Raw genomic sequence first — 24,876 nt, forward strand, 5'->3', positions numbered from 1 at the left:
GCCGTGCGTTGCGGCGGCATTCTGCAGGCCTGTCTGGCGTTCGATGCACATCCCAGAGCCAGACAGGAGAGTGCAGTGGGTTTGGCGACGTTGGATATCGTGATCGTGCTGGTCTACCTGACCGGCATCTTCGTGCTTGCGCAGTGGGTCTCGCGCGAGAAGGCAGGCCACAGCAAGAGCGCCGAGGATTACTTCCTGGCCAGCAAGTCGCTGCCGTGGTGGGCGATCGGCGCCTCGCTGATTGCGGCGAACATTTCGGCCGAACAGATCATCGGCATGGCCGGTTCCGGCTATGCGATCGGCCTGGCGATCGCCTCCTACGAATGGATGGCGGCGCTGACGCTGCTGATCGTCGGTAAGTTCTTCCTGCCGATCTTCCTGCGCAATGGCATCTACACCATGCCGCAGTTTCTGGAGCAGCGTTACGGCAAGTGGATTCGCACGCTGATGGCGGTGTTCTGGCTGCTGCTGTACGTGTTCGTCAATCTCACCTCGATCCTGTGGTTGGGATCGATCGCGGTCAGCCAGGTCACCGGTATGGACCAGACCCTGGCGCTGGCACTGATCGGCGTGTTTGCGCTGGTCTACCAGCTCTACGGCGGGCTGAAGGCGGTGGCGCTGACCGACATCGTGCAGGTCACCCTGCTGGTGCTGGGCGGGCTGCTGGTGGCCGGTTTGACCCTGGCGCGGATCGGCGACGGTGCCGGGGTGCTTGCCGGCTTCCAGCACCTGTGGAGCGCGCACCCGGAGCACTTCCACATGATCCTGACCAAGGACAACCCGTTCTACAAGGATCTGCCGGGCCTGAGCGTGCTGCTTGGCGGGCTGTGGGTGATGAACATCAGTTACTGGGGTTTCAACCAGTACATCATCCAGCGCGCGCTGGCGGCCAAGAACATCGGCGAGGCGCAGAAGGGCATGGTGTTTGCCGCGTTCCTGAAGCTGCTGATGCCGTTGGTGATCGTGGTGCCGGGCATTGCCGCAGTGGTGCTGGCGCCGGATCTGGCCAAGCCCGATCAGGCCTACCCGACCATGATGCAGCTGTTGCCGACCGGCATCCTGGGCCTGGTGTTTGCCGCCTTGGTTGCGGCGATCGTGGCCTCGCTGGCCTCGAAGATCAATTCGGTGGCGACGATCTTCACCCTGGATTTCTACGCCAAGTTCCGCCCGCAGACCGGGCAGAAACAGCTGGTGCGCGTAGGCCGTATCGTGGCCGCGCTGTCGGTGCTGATCGGCATCCTCACCGCGCGGCCGTTGCTGGGCAACTTCGATCAGGGCTTCCAGTTCATCCAGGAATTCACCGGCTTCTTCACTCCCGGCGTGGTGGTGATCTTCATGCTCGGCCTGTTCTGGAAGCGCGCCAACGAAGCCGGCGCACTCACCGCGGCGATCGGCTCGGTGGTGTTGTCGTTCGCGCTCAAGTTCGCCTGGCCCGAACTGCCGTTCATGGACCGCATCGGCGTGGTGTTCGTGGCCGCGCTGGTGTTGGCGGTGGTGGTGTCGTTGCTGACGCCGGCCACCCAGGCACGCGATCTGATCCGTACCAACGACGTTGCCTACGGCACCACGCCCGGCTTCAAGATCGGCGCGGCGGGCGTGATCGCGATTCTGATCGTGCTGTACACCGTGTTCTGGTAAGCAGTGATGTCTTGAAACGCAGCGCGGCGCGGCACCTCGGTGTCGCGCCGCGCTGCGTTGGCAGCCTGCCGTTTCGGCGGCGCGCGCCCTCGTCAAGCGCGTTTGGATGGCCCGCAGCAGCCACTGCGCCCGCGTGGCAGATGCCACTCAAGTACCGCCTGCGCCGCCGAGTGGTGGACGCGGTTGGTGTGCTGGCTGCGCCTAGACGCGCGCCGCGGCCAAGCTGGCGGCAAGCAGGTTGACCGGCGCGGCATGTTGCTCGTGCCACGGCGTTTCCAGCCAGGTTTCCAGCGCGGCGGCCGGCATCGGTTTGGCGATCCAGTAGCCCTGGCCTTCGTCGCAGCCCCAGGCGCGCAATTGCGCGTACGCTTCCGCCGATTCGATGCCTTCGGCCACCACGCGCTGGCCCAGACTGTGGCCAAGCTGGATCATCGCCGGCACCAGGGTGCGGTCGGTGCGGCTGTCCGGCAGCGAACGGATGAAGGATTGATCGATCTTCAACGAACTGGCCGGCAGCTGCTTGAGATAGCTGAAATTGCTGTAGCCGGTGCCGAAGTCGTCGATGGCGATATGCACGCCCAGCGCTGCAATGGTGGCCAGTTGTTCGGCCAGATGGTCGGGGTGGCGAATCATCGCGCTTTCGGTGAATTCGATTTCCAGCCGGCGCGGGTCCAGCTTGTGACGATCCAGGCCGCGCCGCAGCAGGCCGGCAAAGCCGGGGCGATCCAGATCGGCGGCCGACACGTTCAGGGCCAGGTTGAAGTCCAGGCCTTGCTGCTGCCAGCGCGCTGCCTGCGCGATGCCGTTGTCGATGACCCAGGCGGTAATGCGGTTGATCAGCGCGGTTTTCTCGGCCATCGGAATGAAATCCGACGGCACCACCGGGCCGATCATCGGGTGCTGCCAGCGCAGCAAGGCTTCCACGCCGACGCAGCGGTGGTCGTGCAGATCCACGCGCGGTTGAAAGTGCAGGCGCAGCTGGCTGGCGCTGTCCAGGGCCGCGGGCAGGGCGGCGAGCAGGCGGAAGGTATTGCGCTGGGCAACATCGTGCTTGCGCTCGTACAGGCTCCACGGCAGGCAGCGCTCGCGCGCAATATCCACCGAGGTGGTCAGCGAGCGGATGGTATCGGCGGCGCCGTAGCTGGACTGCAGCGAGACCGCGCCGATCGAAGCCACCGCGGTGTGCGGAATGCCCTGATGTTCCAAGGGCTCGGTGAACGCCTTGGCGACCTTGGTGCATAGCGTGGCCAGACGCTGGCCTTCCGCCTGCGCCAGGAAGCCGAAGGTCGTCGGGTCCAACCGATACAACAGGGTGCCGCCGGGCAGATAGGCGGCAAGGCGACGCTGTGCCAGGGCGACGTAGCCGTCTGCGTATTCCCAGCCCAGCGCCTTGACCATATCGCGGAAATAATCGCTGCCGCAGACATCGATGGCCACCGCCGTGGTGGCCGGTGCAGTGTCGCGTTGCGACAGCCAGGTATCCAGGTCTTCGCTAAAGCGCGCGCGGTTGGGCAGCCCGGTCGGACCATCGCGGTAGGTGGTGCTGCGCAGGTTTTCCACGCGCAGCACGGCCAGGTCGCGCAGGCCTTCCAGCTGCGTGATCGCTGCTGCATCCAGCCCGGGGCGCGGGCTGGTGCCGATCACGCACAAGGTGCCGATGCTATGGCCATCGCGCAGCTTCAGCGGTGCGCCGGCATAGAAGCGAATGAACGGCGGCCCCATCACCAGCGGGTTGTCGCAAAAGCGCGGATCCAGCCGCGCATCCGGCACCACCATCACTTCGTCCGAGCGGATCGCATGCGCGCAGAACGCCTGACTCCGCGGCGTTTCGCGCGCTTCCAGGCCAATGCGTGCCTTGAACCACTGGCGGTGCTCGTCCACCAGCGATACCAACGCAATTTCCGCGTCCAGGCTGCGCGCGGCCATGGCGGCCACGGTGTCGAACACCGGGTCTGGCGGCGAATCCAGCAGGCACAGGCCGCGCAGCACCTCGAGCCGGGTGGACTCGTCGAGCGTGGGCGGAAGAAGAGACGCGACAGAGGCAGGCAGGGAAGGCATGCGCTCGTATCGGCCTGAAGCGTGATCCCTTGATTGGCGATGATTGGCGCCGTTCAGTTGCAGCACGCGGCCCAGGCCGCATTGGGACGCATGAACAGTGCCGTGTCCGCGCCAGACGTGCGGCGCACGCGATTCCAAGGTCATCTGCGCGGCGCTGTCGCAGGCCGTGCGCCGTCTGCCGGGGCTGGAATGCGTGTCTAACACTGACGCATGGCGCAGGTGTCGTCCGGTGGCAGCGCCTAAATATCCCGCGTGCGCTGCCGATCACCTTTTGACCGCAGCGGTGCCGACGCCACGCAACCATCTGCATCGCGCATGCGACCAATGCTCTTTGGCCGATGTTTGCTTTTGTGATGTGCATTCGCCTTATGCGTGTCACGAATTGACGCAGTCTTCACTCGCTCTGTGAGCTTCGCCATCGCGGCTCTTGTCATTTATATTTTGGAATCATCGTGAATTCATTGCTGTCTTTTGCACAACGCACGCTCTTCGTCGTCGCCGGTCTGGCGCTGTCGTCTGCCGCCCACGCAGGGCTCACGGTGTCCGGTACGCAGTTGCGCGAGTCCAATGGCAACGCATTGGTGCTGCGCGGCGTCAACCTTCCGCATGCCTGGTATGCTGGCCGCACCGATGCGGCATTGGCAGCCATCGCGGCCACCGGCGCCAACAGCGTGCGCGTCGTGCTCAGTTCCGGCTACCGCTGGACGCGCACACCGGAGGCCGATGTGGTCCGCATCATCGCGCGCTGCAAGAGCCTGGGCTTGATCGCCGTGCTGGAGGTCCACGACACCACCGGCTACGGCGAAGACACCGCCGCTGCGAATCTGGTCAATGCGACCAATTACTGGGTCGGCATCCGCAAGGCGCTGATCGGCAACGAAGACCATGTGGTCATCAATATCGCCAACGAACCGTTCGGCAACAGCCTGACTGCCAGCGAATGGGTCAACGGCCATGCCACCGCCATCGCCACCTTGCGCAAGAATGGATTGACCCACGCCTTGATGGTGGATGCGCCCAACTGGGGACAGGACTGGCAGTTCTACATGCGCGACAACGCCGCTGTGCTGCTGGCCCGCGACAGCCGTCGCAACCTGATGTTCAGCGTGCACATGTACGAAGTGTTCGGCAGCGATGCCACGATCAACAATTACTTGCGCGCCTTCAACGATAAAAAGCTGGCGCTGGTGATCGGCGAATTCGGTGGCGACCATCGCGGCGCGCATGTGGACGAAGCGGCGATCATGCGCCGCGCGCGCGACTACAACGTTGGCTACATGGGCTGGTCATGGTCGGGCAACGACAGCAGCACGAAGTCGCTGGATATCGCGATCGGCTGGAATGCGGCACAACTGAGCACCTGGGGGCGCAACTTGATCCTGGGCGCCGACGGCATCACAGCAACCTCGCGTCGGGCAAGCGTGTTCGGCCCGTTGTGAGATGAAGTCCTGCAGTCGGCCGCGGTAGTTTTTCGGCACGCACAAGGGCACTGCAACGCGGTCGGTCTGCGGGCCGCTCAGGGCCGGCACACGGGCGCGGAACGCGCTTGCATGTGCGTCCTTGTCAGCCTCCCCACCCAGCGTCCATGCCGCGTGGGGTTCGGCGACAGGGCGGGACGGCTAGCGTAACGGCCCCGGGCTCGGGCGCTTGGTCAGCTTGCGCTGCAGCGATCGGCGATGCATGCCCAGCAGGCGCGCGGCCGCCGACACGTTGCCGCCGGTTTCGTGCAGCGCCTGCTGGATGTGCTCCCACTGCAAGCGGCTGAGCGGCGTCATCATTTCCTGTGCGCTTTCTTCTTCGTCCGGCTCTGGCAACTCGTCATCCTCTTCGCCCAGCGCGCGCATGATGGTGGGAATATTGGCCGGCTTGGGCAGGTAGTCATCGGCGCCGAGTTTGATCGCCTCCACCGCCGTGGCGATGCTGGCGTAACCGGTGACCAGCAGGATGCGCATGTCGGTGCGGATCTCGCGCAGCGGCTGGATCAGGCTCAAACCGGAATCGTGGCCGAGCTTGAGATCGATCAATGCAAAATCCGGCATCGCGCTGCGTGCCGTGGACAACGCGCTGGCTGCATCGGTGGCGGTGAGCGTTTCCACGCCGCGGCGTGCAAGGCTGCGTTGCAGCGTGCGCAGGTACAATGTGTCGTCGTCGACCAGCAGACCGGTACGGATCGGGGGACTTGTCATGCGAGTGCCTCGTGGTCGGAGAGGGGCAGACGGAAACCGACGCGCGCGCCGCTGCCTTCGGCGGGCAGCATCCACAACTCGCCCTGCAGGCGTTCGACAGTGGCATGCGAGAGCGCCAACCCCACGCCCATGCCGTCGTGCTTGCCGCTATTGAACAGCGTGCCCGGCAGCATCGCTTGCGCGGTGTCGAAGCCGGGTCCGTAGTCGCGTACTTCGCCGCTGAGATGGTCGTGTTCCACCCGCAGCGTCAGATCGATCTGCGGGCGCCCGACACGTTCGCCCGCATCGGCGGCGTTGTTGAGCAACACCATCAGCAGGTGGCTGACGCCGGGCTGCAGCATCAGGCGCATGGGCGCGTCCTCGTTGCGGCGCAGTTCGATGGTGGGGCGCACCAGGCGCCATTGTTCCAGCACTTCTTTCACGGCCACCTCGCGGCTCAGATGGCCGTTGTCGGCAGGTGCCGCCAAGGCCAGGACGCGTTCGTGGCACTGCACCAGCAGCTCGCGCAAGGTATCCAGGTCTTCGCGCAATTCGCCTTGCTCGCACTGGTCGGCGATGTCGTCCACCAGCAGGGTCATGGTGGCCAGCGGCGTGTTTAATTCGTGCGCCACCGACGCTGCGTGCGTGGCCAGCGCCACGATGCCTTCGTTGCGCGCAAAGCGCTCACGCAAGGTGGAGATCTCGCGTTCGCGCTCGCGCATGGAAAAAGCCAGCCGTGTCGCGAACGCCAGCACCACCACGGTGGACAGCAGGAAGTTGGCCGCCATGCCCCACATGTGCAGGCTGAGCGGGTCGAAGCCGCCATAAGGCAGCGGCAGCCCGAACGCTGCGCTGATCACATAGCCGGCCACGCACGATGCCGCCACCGCCATCGCCCAGCTCAGCGGCAGCGCCAATGCGGCCAGCGCAATCAGCACCAGGAACAACGAACCGAACGGGTTGGCGATGCCACCGCTCCAGCCCACCATCCAGGTCAGGACCGTCACGTCGACCAGGATGTGGCCGAACTCGGTGGCCGGGCTCACCGCGCCGCGGTGCGCCACACGCAGCTGCGCATACAGGTTGAAGACCGCCAACGCGGCTACGCCGGCCCATAGGGGTTGCTGCGGCAGGTTCAGGCCCATCAGCCCGGTGGCGACCAGGATGGTGGCGGCCTGGCCGGCGGTGGCCAGCCAGCGCAGGCTGCAGAGGGTCCGCAGGAAGGAAGCGTCGGAGCTGTTCATCACGGCAATGCTATGCGCTTGGGAAGATGGTGGCCTGCGACAAACCGTCGCATCGGCCTGGAGCGTGTGATGCACGTTGAGATGAGATGCGTTGGCCGCCCGCTGCGTTCCGCTGGCGGCCAACCCTCCGGGAAGCGTCCTGTGGCGCGCCGATACCGCGTTGCGCGCCTTGCCCAGGCGGCCATCCTGGGCCGCAGCGCACGCCCTGTCTCGACGCGCCACCGGACGCTTCGCACTCACCTCAACGTACATCACACGCTCTAGAGATCGGTGCGCCTCTCGCTTCAGCTGTGAGCGCACGGCGGACAGGCTAAAATAGCGCGATGCATGACGCCGTGACCCGCCCAACCCCTCCCGCCGACGCCACCGCCTGGCCGCGTCGCATCACCCAGGCCGTCAAGATCGGCAGCGTGACCGTGGGCGGGGGCCATCCGGTCGTCGTCCAGTCGATGACCAACACCGACACCGCCGACATCGCCGGCAGCGTCAAGCAGGTCGCCGATCTGTGGCGCGCCGGCTCGGAAATGGTGCGCCTGACCGTCAACAATGCCGAGTCCGCTGCCGCCATTCCGCGCATCGTCGACAAGCTGCGCATGATGGGCATCGAAGTGCCCTTGATCGGCGACTTCCATTACAACGGCCATCAACTGCTCGCTGCCGAGCCGGCCTGTGCCGAGGCGCTGGCCAAGTACCGCATCAATCCGGGCAATGTCGGGTTCGGCAAGAAGAAGGATCTGCAGTTCGGTCAATTGATCGAGTTCGCCATCAAGTACGGCAAGCCGGTGCGCATTGGTGCCAACTGGGGCTCGCTGGACCAGTCGCTGGCAGCGCAGCTGATGGACGAAAACTCGCAACGCGACACCCCGTGGGACGCCGGCCGGGTGCTGCGCGAGGCGCTGATCCGCTCGGCGGTGGATTCGGCCGAGCGTGCGGTGGAGCTGGGCCTGCCGCGCGAGCGCATCATCCTGTCGGCCAAGGTGTCCGGCGTACAGGAGCTGATCGCGGTGTACCGCGACATGGCCAGCCGCTGCGATTTCGCGCTGCATCTTGGCCTGACCGAGGCCGGTATCGGCAGCAAGGGCATCGTGGCCTCGGCGGCGGCACTGAGCGTGCTGCTGCAGGAAGGCATCGGCGACACCATCCGCATCTCGCTGACGCCCGAGCCTGGGCAGTCGCGTACCCAGGAAGTGGTGGTGGCGCAGGAACTGCTGCAGACCACCGGCCAGCGTGCGTTTACCCCGATGGTCACCGCCTGCCCGGGGTGCGGCCGCACCACCTCCGAGTTCTTCCAGGAGCTGGCCGGCGTGGTGCAGAACCATGTGCGCGCCAAGATGCCGGAATGGAAGATCACCAACCCCGGCGCGGAAAACATGACCCTGGCGGTGATGGGCTGCGTGGTCAACGGGCCGGGCGAATCGCGCCACGCCAATATCGGGATTTCGCTGCCGGGCACGGGCGAGGCACCGTCGGCACCGGTGTTCATCGATGGCGAAAAGAGCGTCACCTTGCGCGGCGAAAACATCGCCTACGAATTCATCGAATTGATCGATCAATACGTCGAACGTACCTATGTCCGCCGCGCCGGCTGAATCGCCGGCCGGGTTCAAGGGATGGTTGCGTAGCAATGCGTGGCGCATGGCGTTGCTGTTTGCCGGGGTGCTGCTGCCGCTCGGGCTGTTCGTGGACCTGGCCGATGAAGTCCACGCGCTGGAAAATGTCTACTTCGACGAGCCGCTGCTGTGGAGCATGCGCAGCATCGCCACGCCCGGCCTGGATGCGTTCTTTGGTGCGATCTCCAAGGCGGGCTACCAGTACGGCGTGATTCCGGCCGATATCGCCATCGTGCTGGTGTTGCTGGTCTTGCAGCGTTGGCGCGAGGGCACGTTTGCCGCGCTGGGATTCGGCGGCTCGGCGCTGTTGAACATGGGCGCCAAGCAGTTTTTCCAGCGCGATCGCCCCAGCTTGTGGGAATCGATCGCGCCGGAGAGCACGTTCAGTTTTCCCAGCGGCCACGCGATGGGCTCGATGACATTGGCAGCGGTGGTCATCGCGCTGGCCTGGAACACGCGCTGGCGCTGGCCGGTGACCATTGTCGCCAGCGTGTTCGCGCTGCTGGTGGGCATCTCGCGCATCTATCTGGGCGTGCATTACCCGTCCGACATCCTGGGCGGCTGGTCGGCCGCGCTGGTATGGGTGGTCGGGCTGTATCTGGTGATGTTCCGCGGCGCGCGGCGGCCGCATTGGCGCACGCCGGCTGGAGCGGTGGCGGAGCAGCCCGGGCGTGTGCCGTTTGCCGATTAACCGCGGCCGATCCGCTCCCGTTGCGATAACCGGGCGCCAACCATGGCGCCGATGGAAGCCAGCAAGATGACGTAGTACGCCGGCCCCATCGGGTGCTGCTTGAGCAGCATCACCACCAGCAGCGGAGTCAGGCCGCCGAATACGGCATAGCCCAGGTTGTAGGCGAACGACACGCCGGACAGCCGAACCACCGGTGGAAACGCCTCGACCATCACGCGCGGAATTGCACCCAGCACGCCCAGCGCAGTGCCGAGCAGGGCATAGAGCGGAAACAGCAGGCGCGGGTCGCCCGCAAAGCGGTAGAACAGCCATGCGCTGATACCCAGAAGCACGCTGCCGGCCAGCAGCACACGCCCGTTGCCCCAACGGTCCGAGAGTGCCCCGGCCACCACCGAGCCGATCGCCTGCAGCAGCACTGCCAGAAGATTGGCCTGCAATGCCACCGGTGCCGGATAGCCGTACGCACTCTGCAGCAGCGTGGGTGTCATCAGCGACACCACCAGCACTGCAGCGGCGATCACCCAGGTCAGCCAGAGCGACATTGCCAGACTGCGCGGGTGATCGCGCAGCACCACCTTCAGTGGCGTCTCGCGCGCCAACGCGCGCATGGCGACCAGTTCGGCGAACACCGGCGTTTCATGCAGCCATCGCCGCAGGTACACCGACAGCAGGCCGAAGATGCCGCCGGCCAAAAACGGCAGGCGCCAGGCGTACTCGGCGATTTCCTCCGGAGAAAACGCACGATTCAGTGCGCCGGCACTCAGCGAACCAAGCAGCACGCCGGCAGCCAGGCCAGCGGTCAAGGTGCCGCAGGCCAGCCCTGTGCGCCGCGCGGGGACGTGCTCTGCCACGAACACCCACGCACTGGGCACTTCGCCACCGATGGCTGCGCCCTGCAGCAGGCGCATCGTCAACAGCAGCAGCGGCGCGGCCAGGCCGATCTGCGCGTAGGTCGGCAGCACGCCGATGGCCAGTGTGGGCAGCGCCATCAATCCGATGCTCAGCGCGAACATGCGCTTGCGACCAAGCAGATCGCCAAAATGCGCCATCACAATGCCGCCCAACGGCCGGATCAGGTAGCCGGCCGCAAAGATGCCGAATGTCTGCAGTTGCCGCGTCCACTCCGGAATACCGGGCGGAAAGAACAGCTCGCCCAGCACCTTCGCGAAAAAAATGAAGATGATGAAATCGTAGAACTCCAGCGCGCCGCCCAGCGCGGACAAGCCCAGGGTTTTGTAATCGCTGCGGGTGAGCTGCGTCGGTGGGGCATGGGTGGTCATGCAGTCGCATCCTGTCGCGGGTGGCGCGCATTGCCATTGAAGCCTGCTGATGCGCCGAGCAGGCAATGCTAGCTGCCGGGCGGGGCCGTCGCTACGCCGTTTCGCCAATCAATTGCCGATGGCACCCATCAGGCCTGGCGCAAACACGCCTGCGGGCTTCGGTTACCGCGCGCGTTCGGGCGTTCGCTGCGCATCAGCCGGATACGCTCACCAGCGCCGCTGCCTCGGCGTGCAGTGCGGTGGTGTCGAACAACGGCAACTGCGCATCGGTGCTGTCCACCAGCAGCGAAATCTCGGTGCAGCCCAGGATGATCGCTTGCGCACCGTGCTGGCCGAGCTCCCCCATGACCTTGCAGAAGTATTCGCGCGATTGGGGCTTGATCACGCCCTGGCAGAGTTCGTCGTAGATCACGCGATGCAGTTGTGCGCGTGCCTCCGCCGGCGGCACCAGCACGTCCAGGCCGCGTGCCTGCAGGCGCTGGCGATAGAACGGCTGCTCCATGGTGAAGCGCGTGCCCAGCAATCCGACCCGGCTGATGCCCGCTGCGACCAGCGCGTCGGCGGTGGCATCGGCGATATGCAGCAGCGGCAGTGGCGTCGCGGCGGTAATCGCGTCGGCAACGCAGTGCATGGTGTTGGTGCACAGCACGATGAAGTCGGCGCCTGCTGCCTGCAACGCACGCGCGGCTGCTGCCATCGCCTGGCCAGCGCCATCCCAATCGCCGGTGTGCTGCAGTCGCTCGATCTCGTGGAAATTGACGCTATACAGCAGCAGCTTCGCCGAATGCAGGCCGCCGCATGCATGGCGGACGCGCTGATTGATGATGCGGTAGTAGGGCAGCGTGGATTCCCAGCTCATTCCACCGATCAAACCGATTGTCTTGCTTGGAACCGGCATGCGAACTCCATGATACGACAGCGGATGAGGTTGCCAGAGCTACGCCACGCAGCGTGCGCTGCGCTTGGGACTGGAGTGTATGTCGGCGTCCGGACCAGATGTATTCGCGATCATGCCCAGGCAGGTCGGGATGCCGGGTTCACTCGCCCGGCTTGGCGCCTTCCACTGGTGCATGCGTAGCGGCGCGACGCGCCAGCACCGTTTCGCGATGGGCGATATAGACATTGGCGCCGATGATGATGGCCGCACCGATCACGGTGTGGCGTTCGATCGCCTCGCCGAACAGCCACCAACCCAGCAACGCCACCAACGGCAGCTGCATGAAACTGATCGGCTGCAACGCAGAGACTTCGCCCAGCTTGAGTGCGCGCGTCCAGAACAACTGCCCGGCGGTGCCGAAGATGCCGGTGGCCACCAGCCATACCCAGCCGATGCCCTGCGGCCAGTTCCATTGGAACAGCGCCGGAATCAGCGACATCGGCACCCAGAACACGTAGGTGTAGAAGACCACCGTGTCGGAGTCGTCGCTGCGCGAGAGCTGTTTGATCTGGATCGCGACGATGGCGCTGATGACCGCAGCCAACAGCGCAATCAGCAAGCCGGGCGTGAACGTGGACGAGCCGGGTCGCAGGATCACCAGGACGCCGATAAAACCCGCCGCCACCGCCAGCCAGCGCCGCAGCCGGACCTGCTCATGCAGCCACACCACGGCCAGCACGGTGACGAATAAGGGCGTGGAGTAGGAGAGCGAGATGGCCTGCGACAGGGGCAGATGGCCGATCGCCCAAAACCCGCACAGCATCGAGGCCAGGCCGATCAAGGTGCGGGCGAAATACTGCGGCAATTGTCGCGTGCGCGGCAGCGGCTTGCCCGGCCGCACGATCAACGGCAACAACGCCAGCAACCCGAACGCATTGCGAAAAAATGCGATCTCGGTCGTCGCAATCGTGCTTGAGGCCAGGCGGATGGTGATTGCCATCAACCCGAAGGCGAAGGTACTGGTGAGCATCCACAGCGCGGCTCGCCGCGATAACTGCGCTGGGGTCACCAATGCGCCCCGATGATGCGCGGTTCCGGTTCCAGGATCACCGAATAGCGCTCGCGCACCGACTCGGCAATGCGCCGCGCGAAATCCAGCAACTGCGCGCCCGTGGCGGTGCCGTAATTGACCAGCACCAGCGCATGCTCGGGCGACACGCCGGCATCGCCCTCGCGCCTGCCTTTCCAGCCGCATTGCTCGATCAGCCAGGCGGCCGACAATTTGCCCTGGCCGGCCTGCTCGCCCGGATACACCGGCATGTCGGCAAAGCTGGCCTGCAAGGCGGCAATCTGTTCGCTCGGCAGCAATGGGTTCTTGAAGAAGCTGCCCGCATTGCCCAGCACATCCGGGTCCGGCAACTTGCGGCGCCGGATGTTGATCACCGCCTGCGCCACATCGGCCGCGCCCGCCAGTTCGGCGCCCATGCGCGCCAGTTCCTCGCGAATGCCGGCGTAGTCCAGTCGCAGTTCGTGCAGCAGCGGTAGATTGAATTCCACCGCCACGATCAGATAACGCTCGGGCTGCTGCTTGAACACGCTGTCGCGGTAGCCGAACGCGCAGTCGGCCGCATCCAGCCGCACGAACTGCTGGCTATGCCGGTCGAAGGCTTCCACCACGTGGATGAAGTCGCCCACCTGCGCGCCGTACGCGCCGATGTTCTGGATCGGGCAGGCGCCCACGGTGCCCGGAATCAGTGCCAGATTTTCCAGCCCCGACAAGCCCTGCTGCAGCGAGTACAGCACCAGCGCATGCCAGTTCACGCCGGCGCCGGCCCGCACGATGGCGTGGTCGGCACGGTGCGCGATGATGGAAGTCTGGCGGTTGTCGAAGCACAGCACGCAGCCGGGCGGATCGCCGGCTAGCAAGACATTGCTGCCGCTGCCCAGCACCAGCAACGGTTGTCCGGCGATCTCGGGCGCGGCCAATGCCTGCGGCAATGCCTCGGGCGCGTGGACGTTGAGCAACCAGCGCGCGGTGGCCTCCACATGGAAGGTGTTGAGCGCGCGCAGCGGCGCCTGTTCGCTCAGCTGCCAGCCTGTGTGCACTGCATCGCTCATAACGGCGACACCGCACCGCCGCTGGGTGCTTCGCGACGGCGTCGGATGGCGTTGACGCATTCGCCGATGAGCTGCGGGCCGCGATACACCAACCCGCTGTAGCACTGCACCAGGCTCGCACCGGCTGCCATCTTGGCCACCGCATCGGCGCCGGAGTTGATGCCGCCCACGCCAATCAACGGAATCGATTCGGGCAGGCGCGCGCGCAGGCGCCGCAGCACCAGCGTGGATTGCCCCAGCAGCGGCGCGCCGGACAGACCGCCGGCTTCGGCAGCCAGCGGGTGATTGGCCACCAGCGTGCGCGTCACCGTGGTGTTGGTGGCGATCACGCCATCCACTGCCAGGTCGGCCAGCACGCGTGCGGCGGCATCGATGTCGCGGTCGTTGAGGTCCGGCGCCACCTTGACCAGCATCGGCACCCGTTTGCCGTGTGGCGCGCTTAGCACTTCCTGGGTTTCGCGCAAGTCGGAAATCAGACGGCGCAGCGATTGTTCTTCCTGCAACTCGCGCAAGCCCGCAGTATTGGGCGAGGAGATGTTGACCGTGATGTAGTCGGCCAGCGGATACACGCGCTCCATGCAGTAACGGTAGTCACTGGTGGCCTCCTCGTTGGGCGTGTCCTTGTTCTTGCCGATGTTGATGCCGAGCAGGCCTCCCGTGCGGCGTGCGCGCTGCACGTTGGCCACCAGCGCATCCACGCCCAGATTGTTGAAGCCCATGCGGTTGATCACCGCCTGGTATTCCGGCAATCGGAACATGCGTGGCTTCGGGTTGCCCTCCTGCGCGCGCGGCGTCACCGTGCCGATCTCGACAAAGCCGAAGCCCAGCGCAAACAACGCATCGATGTGCTCACCGTTCTTGTCCAGCCCGGCACCCAGCCCGACCGGGTTGGGGAATATCAGGCCGAAGGCCGGAGTGGGCAGCGGCACCGGGCGCCTGGCCAGCAATGCCGTGGTGCCGGTGCGGTAGGCGGTGTCGATGGAGCGCAACGCCAGCGCGTGGGCGCGCTCGGCATCCAGGGAAAATAGGAAGGGGCGGGCAAGCGAATACATGCGGGTCAGTTCAATCTCCCGGCGAACACGCGGGTTTGGTATTGGAAGTCGATCAGCCCATCGTGCGCATATGCATCGAACAACGTGCGGAGTGCGGCGAGCATCGGGGCATGACGTGGGTCGTGCGCAAGCGGGGCGTACGAGGACGATAGCAGGCGGCCGCGCAAGCTCTCGAAGTCCAGCCGCTGCACATTCGGAAAGCGCGCCATCGCGCAGAAGCCATCGCCGAACCACGCTTGCATGGTGGCATCGTCCTGATACCGCTCGGCCACTGCGGAATAGTCGGTGCCGTAATCCAGCAGCAACTGCTCGTAGCCGCGCAGGAACGCGGTGCTGTCCAGTTCGCGCGAATTCCAGTACACCACCGCCAGCCCGCCGGGCTGCAGGATGCGCGCCCATTCGGCGTGCACGGCCTGCATGTCGAACCAGTGGAAGGCCTGCGCCGCAGACACCAGGCCCACGCTGGCATCGGCCAGCCCGGTGGCTTCGGCGGTGCCGTCGATCGCCTGAAACTTGGGAAATTCCGCCAACCACTGCAGCGCCGCGTCGCGCATGGCCTGGTTGGGCTCCACCGCCGTCACCGCATGCCCGGCTTCCAGAAACAGGCGGCTGGAAATGCCGGTGCCGGCGCCGATGTCGGCCACTGCCGTTGCGGGCGTTACGCCCAGTTCGTCATGCAGCCAACGCAGCAGCTGCGGCGGGTAACTGGGCCGGTAGCGCACGTAGGCGGCCACGCGGTCGTTGAAGCGCTGGGCGGAGGAGGGCGTGGCCATGCTCAACTGTTGGCGGCCGCAAGCCAGGCCATGCCGCCAAAGAACAGCAGGAAAAACGCGATTCCCACCACCCAGAGCGCCACCGCCAGCCAGCCCATGATGAGGCCGCCGATGGCCAGGCCGTCGCCGTCCAGACCCTGGGGATTGCGGCGGATTTCCGCGCGGGCCAGATGCCCGGTAATGATGGCGCAGATGCTGCCCAGGAACGGGATCAGCGTCCAGCCGAGAATGCCCGCAACCAGGCTGACGATCGCCATGGCGCTGGTCTGTCGAACGACAACGTTCATCATGAACTCCTTGAAGGGCGGGCAGCCGAAGGCTGGCGTCGCATGATTATCCCAGAGCCGCCGGGCAAAAGGCGTGCCGTTTGCGGCCAAACGTCGTTGCGGGGCTGGTTTTGCGGGCGGGAGCGGCTGAAATGGCTGCTCGTGCGGGTAGGGCGTGGTCATGCCCGTCGAGACGCGTCCTGCCGGACGCTGGCTGTCGGTGGTGCCGAACGGGCGCCATGTGGCCCGGCGGGTTCAAGCCGGGCCGGTGCCACGGGGCGCCTGCGTTGTATCGCCGGCGGACGCTGCGCCCCGTGCAGAGGTGGCGTACGTTGCACAGAGCCGGATCGGCGAACGTCGCCTGCCGCCGCCGGCGCTTCCTGGCTGCCACTGCCGCTGCGATGGCGAGAACCACCGGATTGTGTGCGTCGGCTACGCAGCGCGGGCCGCTGCAACAGGCTCGTTGCGACCATGCGGCGCGCCGAGCATATGCCCGGCGCGCCATGCAATCTCGATCAAAGATCGAACTTGATGCCCTGCGCCAGGGGCAGCGAATCGGAGTAGTTGATGGTGTTGGTCTGACGACGCATATACACCTTCCACGCATCCGAGCCAGACTCGCGCCCGCCGCCGGTTTCCTTCTCGCCGCCGAACGCGCCACCGATCTCCGCACCCGAGGTGCCGATGTTGACGTTGGCGATACCGCAGTCGCTGCCTGCCGCCGACAGGAACTTCTCGGCGGCCTTGAGGTTCTGGGTGAAGATCGACGACGACAGGCCCTGCGGCACGCCGTTCTGCAGCTCGATCGCCTCATCCAGCGTGCTGTACTTCATCACGTACAGGATCGGCGCGAAGGTCTCGTGCTGCACCACTGCGTCGCTGTTCTGCAGCCCCGTGACAATGGCCGGCAGCACGAAGTTGCCCGGGCGATCGATCGCCGTGCCGCCCACTTCGACGGTGCCGCCGGCCGCCTTGGCCTTGGCGATCGAGTCCAGGAACTGCGCAACGGCGCCCTGGCTGTTGAGCGGGCCCATCAGGTTTGCCGGGTCGGTGGGGTCGCCGATCTTGCTGTCGAGCTGCTTGTACGCCTTGACCAGCGTCGCCAGCACGGTGTCATAGATGGAGGCGTGCACGATCAGGCGGCGCGTGGTGGTACAGCGCTGCCCGGCAGTGCCGACGGCACCGAACACGATGCCCGGGATGGCCAGCTTCAGATCGGCGGTTTCGTCCAAGATGATGGCATTGTTGCCGCCCAGTTCCAGCAGGCAGCGGCCCAGTCGACGGGCGACTTTCTTTGCCACCACGCGGCCAATCTGGGTCGAACCGGTGAAGCTGATCAGCGGCACGCGGGTGTCTTCGACCAGCTTTTCCGACAGCGCCGTGCCGGCATCGTTGATCAGGAAGAAGATGTCCGGGAAGCCGGCGTCCTTCAGTGCCGCGTTGCAGATCTTCATCGTCGCAATCGCGGTCAGCGGCGTCTTGTTGGACGGCTTCCAGATGCAGATATCGCCGCAAATCGCCGCCAAAAACGCATTCCAGGCCCACACCGCCACCGGGAAGTTGAACGCGCTGATGATGCCCACCAGCCCCAGCGGCTGGTACTGCTCGTACATGCGGTGGCCGGGGCGCTCCGAATGCATGGTGTAGCCGTAGAGCATGCGGCTCTGGCCCACGGCAAAGTCGGCGATGTCGATCATCTCCTGCACTTCGCCGTCGCCTTCTGGCTTGCTCTTGCCCATTTCCAGCGCCACCAGCGAACCGAGCGCATCCTTGTGCGCACGCAGCGCCTCGCCGCACAGGCGCACGGCCTCACCGCGACGCGGCGCCGGCGTGGTACGCCACACCTTGAAGGCTGCCTGCGCGCGCTGGACGATCAGCTCGTAGTCTTCCGGCGTGGTGGCCTGCACCTCGGCGATCACCGCGTTGGTGGTCGGATTGAGCGGCTGCAGCAACCCGGCGCCGGCGGCCTGCGACCAGGTCGCCTCGCCAAGATAGGTGCCGGAATTGGACGCAGCGAGGTCGAGTGCCTTGAGCAGGTCAGCGGACATGGGATCTCCTGGAAACAGTGGCGGTCGCGGTGGCCGAGCCATCCGCAACACGGTAGCCGGCGATTTTAGCAGGCTCCGCCGGCCACCTACCGGCTTGGCAATCGCAACGATCGTGCGACAATGCCGCCCTTGGCCCCGTAGCTCAGCTGGATAGAGCGTCCCCCTCCTAAGGAAGAGGGGAAATTGAGGGTCTACCTTTATCTGGTCTAACCTACTGTTTCATAAGGCCTACGGCTGACCACTCAATGGGCGCGACGCAGGTCTAGACAACCTAAAGCAGCTTCTAACAGCGCTTGTTCGCCACAGCATTGCCACGGCTTCCAAGGTCTCCTAGGCTGCGCTATAAGACAGTTGTAATGAGTCTAGGGATGGCCCATCGCACATGTCTGCAAGCGCGCTTCAAACGCTTCGAGAGTTGTATCCGCAGCGATATGCACTTCGGCCCGAAGAGGTCGCACATGTGCTTCGTGGTCAGAGCACGAGAGGGGTGGTGCAGCGCGTGCGTGAAGGGATGCAGTCAGGGCGCTATCCGGGCGCCCGCAAGATCGACGGATTGATCCAGATGCCCCTTGAAGCGTTGGCCGAGATCTTGGATCCAGCGCCCGCACCTCAGCCGGTTGCCCCCATCATCACTCCTTCATCCTCGCGACGACGATCCGCCATTGGGCCGCGTCTGGGTTTCGTGCGGGCGGCAGGTTTCTGGGAACAAGTGATGGGGGCCATTGGCGAGCAGGCATTGGCCGATGAGCTGGGGGAGGCTACGGCGCGGGTGCTGAGGGAACTTCGCTATCAGGAGGCTGAGGCCAGATCACGCGCTCAACGCTATGAACTTATGCGCTAGCAAGGTCATCATCTTTCGTACGCACATTTACGCCTGCGCGAACTTGAATCGTCTGTCTGACGCTTGCTTGCATGCAAGACGATCCGCAAGTTGAAGCAGTAATTTGCGAATAACAGGAAGGGTTGTCTCGCCAATTTCCAATAGTCATTGAACATCTTTGAATTTTCTAAGGTTGAGGTGGACATGTGGGCTGACAACGAGACAGAGAGAGATTTTCTTAACTTCTCTGGAATCGCAGATACGGTTGCAGAGATCATCGCGCAGGCCAACGGGCGCCCAGTATCGATTGGGGTATCGGGATCATGGGGTGTGGGCAAGTCTTCTATGATTAAGCTTACCCATGCCTCGCTCTCCGCCCGGCCGAGACAGGAAGGCGATAGAGAATTCGTCGTCGTTGAATTCAATGCGTGGCTGTACCAAGGCTATGATGACGCGCGTGCTGCACTCATGGATGTCATCGCGGATAAACTTGCGGAAGAAGCCAAGAAGCGTGAGACGGCGGGGGATAAGGTCACGGAATTCGTCAAGAGGATCCGGTGGCTTCGCCTTGGCAAGCTCGTGGCGACCGATGTGGCGGCATTGACATTGGGGTTGCCGCCAATTGGCGTTCTTGGCGGGGTGTTCAATACTGCCGGGGATATGGCCGATGGAGTCAACGAGGATGAGTTGAAGGCTGCCGATAAAGCAGTCAAGAAGGCAGGAAAGGAAGTCGCTGGTCTATTGGACCCTCGACTCGAAATCTCGCCACCAAAGGAAATTCAAGCGCTACGCAACAGCTTTGAACAGGCGCTAGAAGAGCTAGGAATTACGCTGGTTGTTCTGATAGACGATCTCGATCGGTGCTTACCGCCGACGACGATCTCTACCTTAGAAGCAATCCGATTGTTTCTATTTCTTCGCCACACCGCATTCGTGATTGCAGCGGATGATGGCATGATCAAGCACGCCGTCAGGCGCCACTTTGACGGCATCACCGATGACCTAGTCATCAACTATTTCGATAAACTGATTCAGGTTCCCATCCGCGTTCCACCTTTGGGCACCCAGGAAGTTCGCGCTTACATGATGCTATTGTTCGTAGACAACAGTAGCTTGGATCAAGAAGATAAGAATAAGATCCGTTTGGGTGTATGCGAGCAATTGCGGAAGACATGGCAGGGCAATCGGGTGGATCGAGGTTTCGTTGCAGGTCTGCATCCGGATTTGCCAGGAGAACTTGTCGGTAAGCTAGACACGGCTGACCGGCTCGCGCCCTTGATGGTTGGCGCATCGGGAATTTTGGGCAACCCACGTCTGATCAAGCGCTTTCTAAACGCACTCTCCATCCGGATGGCCATTTCCAACGCGCAAGGCGTTGGTGTTGACGAAGCAGTATTGGCCAAGCTGATGTTGTTTGAGCGGCTGGGGGACAGTAAGGCTTTCGCAGATTTGGTGTCCAAGGTGAGCACCAGCGACAACGGAAAGCCAGCGTTCCTCGCGGAGTGGGAAAAATCCGCAATTGCAGGTGCCGAGTTTGCTCTTCAAGATCCCTGGAAGGCGCCGTTCATCGAAGAGTGGTTGCGACTGCCTCCTGCACTATCAGATATTGATTTGCGTGGGGCTCTCTACGTAAGTCGTGAGCATGCGCCGCTAATCTCACCCGAGGACCGCTTGTCGTCGGATGCCGCCGAAGTTCTCACCGCTTTGCTTACTCAGCCGGAGATGGCAGGCAGCTTGAAGGCGCGCCTATCTGGCTTAGCTCGGGCAGAGACGACCGTGCTAATGGATCGCGTGTTAGAGAAGGCGCGCCAGGAGCAGGAATGGGGCGTTCCTGCCATTCTTGAATCTGCCGTGGCGCTGGCTGAGTCCGACCCTGCGCTGGGAGCGCGCCTAGCTGCGTTTCTGCGAGATCGACCTGTAGCTCAGATCCGTCCGAACATCATTCCGAGAATCGCAGATTACTCTTGGGCGAAAGACGTATTCGGCGCTTGGGACGCTGGGGACACGAGTAAGCCTGTAAAGGCAGCCATAAAAACAAGGACAGTCAAGTAGATGGGCACTTCTCAAAGTAGCGGCGGACCACCCGCCAGCGGGCCAATGATTCCACCCTGGGCCGATGCGCCTCCCGCTGGCGGTGGCGACACACCTGCACCTCCACCAGGCACCCCACCTGAACCGGACGCTCCGTCGCCGCAAGCGCAGCCCCAGCGATGGACGGGTGTGCGCCGGAACCTGGGGGATTTTGCTAGAAACGGCGATGGCCGCTCTTTAAGACGAGCCGTCAAACACTATGTGCGCTCTGGCTATGGAGGAGCTGCAACAGCGTCCCGCCGTATGAGTAGCACTGGCAGCACTGCAAATGCGCTCGGCAATGCGCTGGCAGGTCTAGGCGCTGGTGGTTTCGCGCAGACAGGCACGCTTCTTGAACGATCTCTCCTGACGGGTAGATCCGCCGAAGAGGTGATGGATCGTGTAGTAGATGCGGTTCGACCCGTCGATGGAACACAAGATGCCGAAGCTTCACGCGCGGCCATCCGAGACGCTCTTACCGACTTGCTGACGCAATATCAGGATGCAGATCTGATGGAACTGTCGATGGACCAACGAGAGTTCGCGATTGAACGATTCGTTGCATACGACGTTTTTCAACGCTTTGAGCTAGATGTCGGCCAGCATATTCAAGACAACGCTCCCACGGTTAGTGAGGGGCTTGCCCGTTTGAAGGAGGTCAAAGACTACGTGAGGCAAACAGTGTCCGCGTCGTTTCGTAAGCTACGCGAGTCTGGGAGAGGGCTGACGGATGCGAACGTGTCGCAAGCGGTAAGAGAAGCGCTCAGGGACACTTTTGAAGTTTTCGAGGGATACATGGAATGAAAATCTTCTCTGCCCCTCGGGGCGTTGCAGTGCCAGCTGTCTCCGATCTTCAACTAATTCTCTACGGTCAGCCAGATCGGCACGCTGATGGGGCTCGCTCTGTTGGGAGTGCAGGCGCGGCCATCGAGACACGAATACAGCGTTTGCGATATGCGCCTGCTCCAAGAGCATGGGACTTTCTTTCGCTTGCCCTCTCTGTCGTCGTGGCGGATCTTAGTGTTCATAGGGCGGGAAGTCCTGATGGCTGGACTCGCCAAATCGATTTGATAACAGCAGTTGGGGAGCCAGATTTCTGGAACTCCGAGGCGCACACAATCGAAGCGGCGCTTCGGTTCTTGTCGACAGACCTCTGGACGTTGGAGTTTGTTGGCGAAGGGCGGCGTCCTGATCCTCCGGACGAACTGTTCCGACCGACTGAAGACAGCGTGTGTCTGCTCTCGGGGGGGATGGATAGTCTAATCGGTGCTATTGACCTCGCTGAATCGGGGCGTCGATCAATCGCGGTCAGCAATACAGTGCCTGGCGATGGCCACAATCAGCACAGTTTTGCTGAGGCCGTAGGTTTCAAACATCTCCCTCTGAATCACAATGCGAGCCCGCCTTCTGATGGGAGTCGAGAACCATCACAGCGTGCTCGGTCGATCATCTTTCTGGCATTCGGAGTTCTAGCTGCGACCTCTTTGCAGGCTTACCAGGATGGGGCGCAAGTTCCGTTGTTCATCTGTGAGAATGGTTTCATTGCACTCAATCCGCCACTGACAGGGACGCGGCTTGGCAGTCTGAGCACCAGGACAGCTCATCCAGAGTTCCTTCATGGCGTTCAGTCAGTGCTAGATGCCGCAGGTTTGCGCGTCAATTTGATTAACCCATATCAGCACAAAACGAAGGGTGAGATGTCGCGCGAGTGCGCAGATCAGGATTTATTACGTAATTTGGCAGCGTCTTCCGTAAGCTGCGGACGCTATCGTCGATATGGATACAATCAATGCGGGCGTTGTATTCCATGTCAAATTCGTCGTTCAGCCTACCTGGCCTGGGGGCAGCCAGATCCTACCGATTACGTCTTCAAGGACATTGGCCGTCGAGAAGCGGATTACGCGCATTTCGATGATGTGAGATCGGTTGCAATGGCCATCTCGCGAGTCAATAGCGAAGGTTTGGAAGCATGGCTGCGTTCCGCATTGTCTTACCCGCATGCGGGGCCACGAGCACCTCTTCGAGATGTGATACAGAGAGGGCTTGGTGAATTGATGGCGCTGCATCAATCGGTAGGGTTGCATTGATCGATTTTCACTGCCACCTAGACTTGTATGCCGACCCTCGTCAGGTTGTATCGCAATGCGTCGAGAGAGGTTTGTATGTTTTGTCAGTAACCACAACGCCGTCAGCTTGGGAAGGAACTTCTGCCCTGGCTGGCGCTGCCCCTCGTATACGTACCAGCCTAGGCTTGCACCCGCAGATTGCGCACGAAAGGAAGTTTGAGCTGCCGTTATTTGAGAAGCTCATAGGTCGAGTGAGATATGTCGGAGAGATCGGATTGGACGGCAGTCCGGAGTTGAAACAGCACTGGCATACGCAACTGGCTGTGTTCGAACAAATTTTGGATTTGTGCGAGGGGGTTGATGGTAGGGTCATGTCTCTGCATAGCAGGAGGGCCACAAAGGCGGTCTTGGATATGCTTGAAAAGCATCCAAAATCAGGTGTTCCGATCCTGCATTGGTTTTCAGGCACTCAACGCGAGCTGGATCGCGCAGTCGAGATGGGGTGCTGGTTTAGCGTTGGGCCTGCAATGCTGCGCGGCGAGAAAGGTAGAAAACTTGCTGCGGCTATACCGCAGGACCGTATTCTTACTGAGTCGGACGGACCTTTTGCTAAGATGGATTCTCGGTCGATTTGGCCCTGGGAGGCCGCGCAGGCTGTGGTTAGCCTTGCTGAGATTTGGCAGGTCAATGAGCAAGCCGCTGCAACACGCCTGAAAGCAAACTTGAAGCAGATTGGCGAATCATAGGGAGCCAAATCTAACTTTTAGCTGGGTTTACGAGGATCTCTACGCATTTATTCGCAAGCGCTAAAATCTGATCAGTGCCAACAAGATTCTTGGGGATCAGTCCTAGTCATGACGATCCATAAATGCAAACGCATGGAGTTCCGAAGCATCTTTTTGTCTTGCACATAGTGGGAGAATTTGTGGGGCGATCAAGCCGAGGAATAATACGGCAAGCATGACGGCCGGTAACTTGAAGAAGCTTGCGAGAGACCTATCTAACAAAGTGCTGGGTGAACCCATCCTTCCGTTAGCAGAGGAGTTTGGAGCTGTCGTGGGAGCTGCGAAACGGGCTGCTTCACGCCAGGCCCGGCACGGCTCCTGATCGGGCTCAGCGGCTATTTCGTCATGGCCACGTGTGGTCGATCGACAATACCAATGAATTTTCGGATCGGTGCATTAGGGCGGGGCAATCGCTGAACGCGCTTCTCCATGAACAGCTGGCGCAGCCGGGCGGGAGTGATTAAAGCACCATTGACAGGCCCCACTTTCGCCCTAGGTTTCTGGGTGGAGGTGGTGAATGTACGGATCGAACGATGTTGGGAGTAGAGTGCCATCCTCCATGGCGGCGGCTCGACATTCGATTCGGCGAAATACTAAGCCTCATTCGCTGGACGCCTACTTCGAAGAACAAGGTGCTCGACTGGATCGGCGCATGGTGTGCGGGAAGGAGTGTTTGTCACTGACTGTGATCAATGGCTCGCGACTTTACCGGGTAGGAAACGGGCACTGTATTTTTGGATCAGAACGAGAGCTTTGGCGGGCATGGTGCCGCCAGCAGCGCCAATTCGCCTGGCAGAAAATCTGTGCTAGGGCGTTGATCGATCAGGCGTTTGGGCAAGGCGGGCAAGCACGCTTTTCTCTTCAACGCTGGGTGGAGAGCGAAGCGATCTTGCCAGAAGTCGCCACGCCGTCTCCCTGGCCTTGGTCTGTCCTCTCACGCTCTGACTGGCGTTCGGCGTTCAAAGTGGCCGATGACCTATGGACTGACGTTCCAAAGGCCGGCATTGAGATCTCGATCTTAGAACTTCGCGACGTATGCGTTGAAGATCAATTCAACATCGATAGGCCACAACAATATTTGCGCGCGTTTGCCAATCTCCTTCATGAGGCTGAGCGAGAATGGCTTGAAAGCGAGACCCTGTTCGCACAAGGTAAAAGTCAGCCAAGAAGGTTGTAGCCCCGCATTGACGATGCGCTTCGCCATTGGGCAAAGTTCGAAGATGAACTTTGATCCCAGAGCTATCGCTGTCGTTGATCGTTTTGATGAAGACCAAGAGCCGGTTGTGCTTGAAATGCTTGACCCGGTTTGGTTTGG

21 protein-coding genes are annotated in these 24,876 nt (G+C 62.7%); 10 read left to right on the forward strand and 11 right to left on the reverse strand.

Annotation, left to right across the window (positions count from 1 at the left end; all coding sequences use genetic code 11):
* Positions 1-75: 75 nt before the first annotated feature.
* Positions 76-1,638, forward strand: coding sequence for a sodium/sugar symporter (locus LN450_RS14200; RefSeq protein WP_011347148.1), 1,563 nt, complete (start codon positions 76-78; stop codon positions 1,636-1,638).
* A gap of 201 nt (positions 1,639-1,839) precedes the next feature.
* On the opposite strand, the gene LN450_RS14205 is transcribed toward LN450_RS14200, so the two are convergent.
* Positions 1,840-3,696: a putative bifunctional diguanylate cyclase/phosphodiesterase gene (locus tag LN450_RS14205; protein WP_039419182.1), complete on the reverse strand. Its 1,857-nt coding sequence runs from the start codon at positions 3,694-3,696 to the stop codon at positions 1,840-1,842.
* Positions 3,697-4,148: 452 nt separating this feature from the next.
* Here LN450_RS14205 and LN450_RS14210 point away from each other — a divergent pair, with 452 nt between their 5' ends.
* Complete coding sequence (locus tag LN450_RS14210) at positions 4,149-5,135, forward strand: cellulase family glycosylhydrolase (RefSeq protein ID WP_039419179.1); 987 nt, start codon at positions 4,149-4,151, stop codon at positions 5,133-5,135.
* A 180-nt stretch (positions 5,136-5,315) separates the two neighbouring features.
* Here LN450_RS14210 and LN450_RS14215 read toward each other — a convergent pair whose 3' ends face one another.
* Positions 5,316-5,882, reverse strand: coding sequence for a response regulator transcription factor (locus LN450_RS14215; RefSeq protein WP_011347151.1), 567 nt, complete (start codon positions 5,880-5,882; stop codon positions 5,316-5,318).
* Positions 5,879-7,105, reverse strand: coding sequence for an ATP-binding protein (locus LN450_RS14220; RefSeq protein WP_008571249.1), 1,227 nt, complete (start codon positions 7,103-7,105; stop codon positions 5,879-5,881). Before LN450_RS14220 ends, LN450_RS14215 begins: the two co-directional genes overlap by 4 nt.
* 323 nt (positions 7,106-7,428) lie before the next feature.
* On the opposite strand from LN450_RS14220, the gene ispG reads away from it, so the two are divergent.
* Positions 7,429-8,694 (forward strand): flavodoxin-dependent (E)-4-hydroxy-3-methylbut-2-enyl-diphosphate synthase, encoded by a 1,266-nt coding sequence (gene ispG, locus LN450_RS14225; protein ID WP_003481991.1) that lies wholly within the window; start codon positions 7,429-7,431, stop codon positions 8,692-8,694.
* Positions 8,675-9,406 carry a phosphatase PAP2 family protein gene (locus LN450_RS14230; RefSeq protein ID WP_008571247.1) on the forward strand — a complete coding sequence of 244 codons (732 nt, stop codon included), beginning with the start codon at positions 8,675-8,677 and terminating at the stop codon, positions 9,404-9,406. The genes ispG and LN450_RS14230 overlap by 20 nt, the downstream gene beginning before the upstream one ends.
* On the opposite strand, the gene LN450_RS14235 is transcribed toward LN450_RS14230, so the two are convergent.
* The 8 genes from LN450_RS14235 to amaB form a co-directional block, all read right to left on the reverse strand.
* On the reverse strand, positions 9,403-10,686 hold the full coding sequence (locus LN450_RS14235; RefSeq protein ID WP_011347152.1) for an MFS transporter: 1,284 nt from the start codon (positions 10,684-10,686) through the stop codon (positions 9,403-9,405). The genes LN450_RS14230 and LN450_RS14235 overlap by 4 nt on opposite strands.
* A gap of 193 nt (positions 10,687-10,879) precedes the next feature.
* Positions 10,880-11,584, reverse strand: coding sequence for an aspartate/glutamate racemase family protein (locus LN450_RS14240; protein ID WP_011347153.1), 705 nt, complete (start codon positions 11,582-11,584; stop codon positions 10,880-10,882).
* 139 nt (positions 11,585-11,723) lie between these two features.
* On the reverse strand, positions 11,724-12,635 hold the full coding sequence (locus tag LN450_RS14245) for a DMT family transporter (RefSeq protein WP_039418409.1): 912 nt from the start codon (positions 12,633-12,635) through the stop codon (positions 11,724-11,726).
* Entirely contained in the window at positions 12,629-13,681 is a 1,053-nt protein-coding gene (gene murB, locus LN450_RS14250; RefSeq protein ID WP_011347155.1) for a UDP-N-acetylmuramate dehydrogenase, read from the reverse strand. The genes LN450_RS14245 and murB overlap by 7 nt, the downstream gene beginning before the upstream one ends.
* The gene (locus tag LN450_RS14255; protein ID WP_011347156.1) at positions 13,678-14,733 is read right to left on the reverse strand and encodes a quinone-dependent dihydroorotate dehydrogenase; all 1,056 of its coding nucleotides are present in this window, start codon (positions 14,731-14,733) and stop codon (positions 13,678-13,680) included. The genes murB and LN450_RS14255 overlap by 4 nt, the downstream gene beginning before the upstream one ends.
* A gap of 5 nt (positions 14,734-14,738) precedes the next feature.
* Positions 14,739-15,506: a class I SAM-dependent methyltransferase gene (locus LN450_RS14260; protein ID WP_008571242.1), complete on the reverse strand. Its 768-nt coding sequence runs from the start codon at positions 15,504-15,506 to the stop codon at positions 14,739-14,741.
* Between the two features lie 2 nt (positions 15,507-15,508).
* On the reverse strand, positions 15,509-15,793 hold the full coding sequence (locus tag LN450_RS14265; RefSeq protein WP_011347158.1) for a DUF4190 domain-containing protein: 285 nt from the start codon (positions 15,791-15,793) through the stop codon (positions 15,509-15,511).
* A gap of 494 nt (positions 15,794-16,287) precedes the next feature.
* The gene (gene amaB / locus LN450_RS14270; RefSeq protein ID WP_011347159.1) at positions 16,288-17,820 is read right to left on the reverse strand and encodes an L-piperidine-6-carboxylate dehydrogenase; all 1,533 of its coding nucleotides are present in this window, start codon (positions 17,818-17,820) and stop codon (positions 16,288-16,290) included.
* A gap of 511 nt (positions 17,821-18,331) precedes the next feature.
* On the opposite strand from amaB, the gene LN450_RS14275 reads away from it, so the two are divergent.
* From LN450_RS14275 to LN450_RS14300, 6 genes are all read left to right on the forward strand, one after another.
* Entirely contained in the window at positions 18,332-18,661 is a 330-nt protein-coding gene (locus LN450_RS14275) for a hypothetical protein (protein ID WP_005916287.1), read from the forward strand.
* Positions 18,662-18,808: 147 nt separating this feature from the next.
* Positions 18,809-20,692, forward strand: a complete 1,884-nt coding sequence (locus LN450_RS14280; protein ID WP_005916294.1) for a KAP family P-loop NTPase fold protein — start codon at positions 18,809-18,811, stop codon at positions 20,690-20,692.
* Between the two features lie 45 nt (positions 20,693-20,737).
* Positions 20,738-21,514: a Qat anti-phage system associated protein QatB gene (gene qatB / locus LN450_RS14285; protein ID WP_303046226.1), complete on the forward strand. Its 777-nt coding sequence runs from the start codon at positions 20,738-20,740 to the stop codon at positions 21,512-21,514.
* On the forward strand, positions 21,511-22,797 hold the full coding sequence (gene qatC, locus LN450_RS14290) for a Qat anti-phage system QueC-like protein QatC (RefSeq protein WP_005916301.1): 1,287 nt from the start codon (positions 21,511-21,513) through the stop codon (positions 22,795-22,797). The genes qatB and qatC overlap by 4 nt, the downstream gene beginning before the upstream one ends.
* Positions 22,794-23,522, forward strand: a complete 729-nt coding sequence (gene qatD, locus LN450_RS14295) for a Qat anti-phage system TatD family nuclease QatD (protein ID WP_011269864.1) — start codon at positions 22,794-22,796, stop codon at positions 23,520-23,522. The genes qatC and qatD overlap by 4 nt, the downstream gene beginning before the upstream one ends.
* Before the next feature lie 712 nt (positions 23,523-24,234).
* Positions 24,235-24,738, forward strand: a complete 504-nt coding sequence (locus LN450_RS14300; protein ID WP_155270882.1) for a hypothetical protein — start codon at positions 24,235-24,237, stop codon at positions 24,736-24,738.
* The last annotated feature ends 138 nt before the right edge of the window (positions 24,739-24,876 follow it).

Source organism: Xanthomonas euvesicatoria pv. euvesicatoria (assembly GCF_020880415.1).
GTDB classification, from domain to species: domain Bacteria; phylum Pseudomonadota; class Gammaproteobacteria; order Xanthomonadales; family Xanthomonadaceae; genus Xanthomonas; species Xanthomonas euvesicatoria.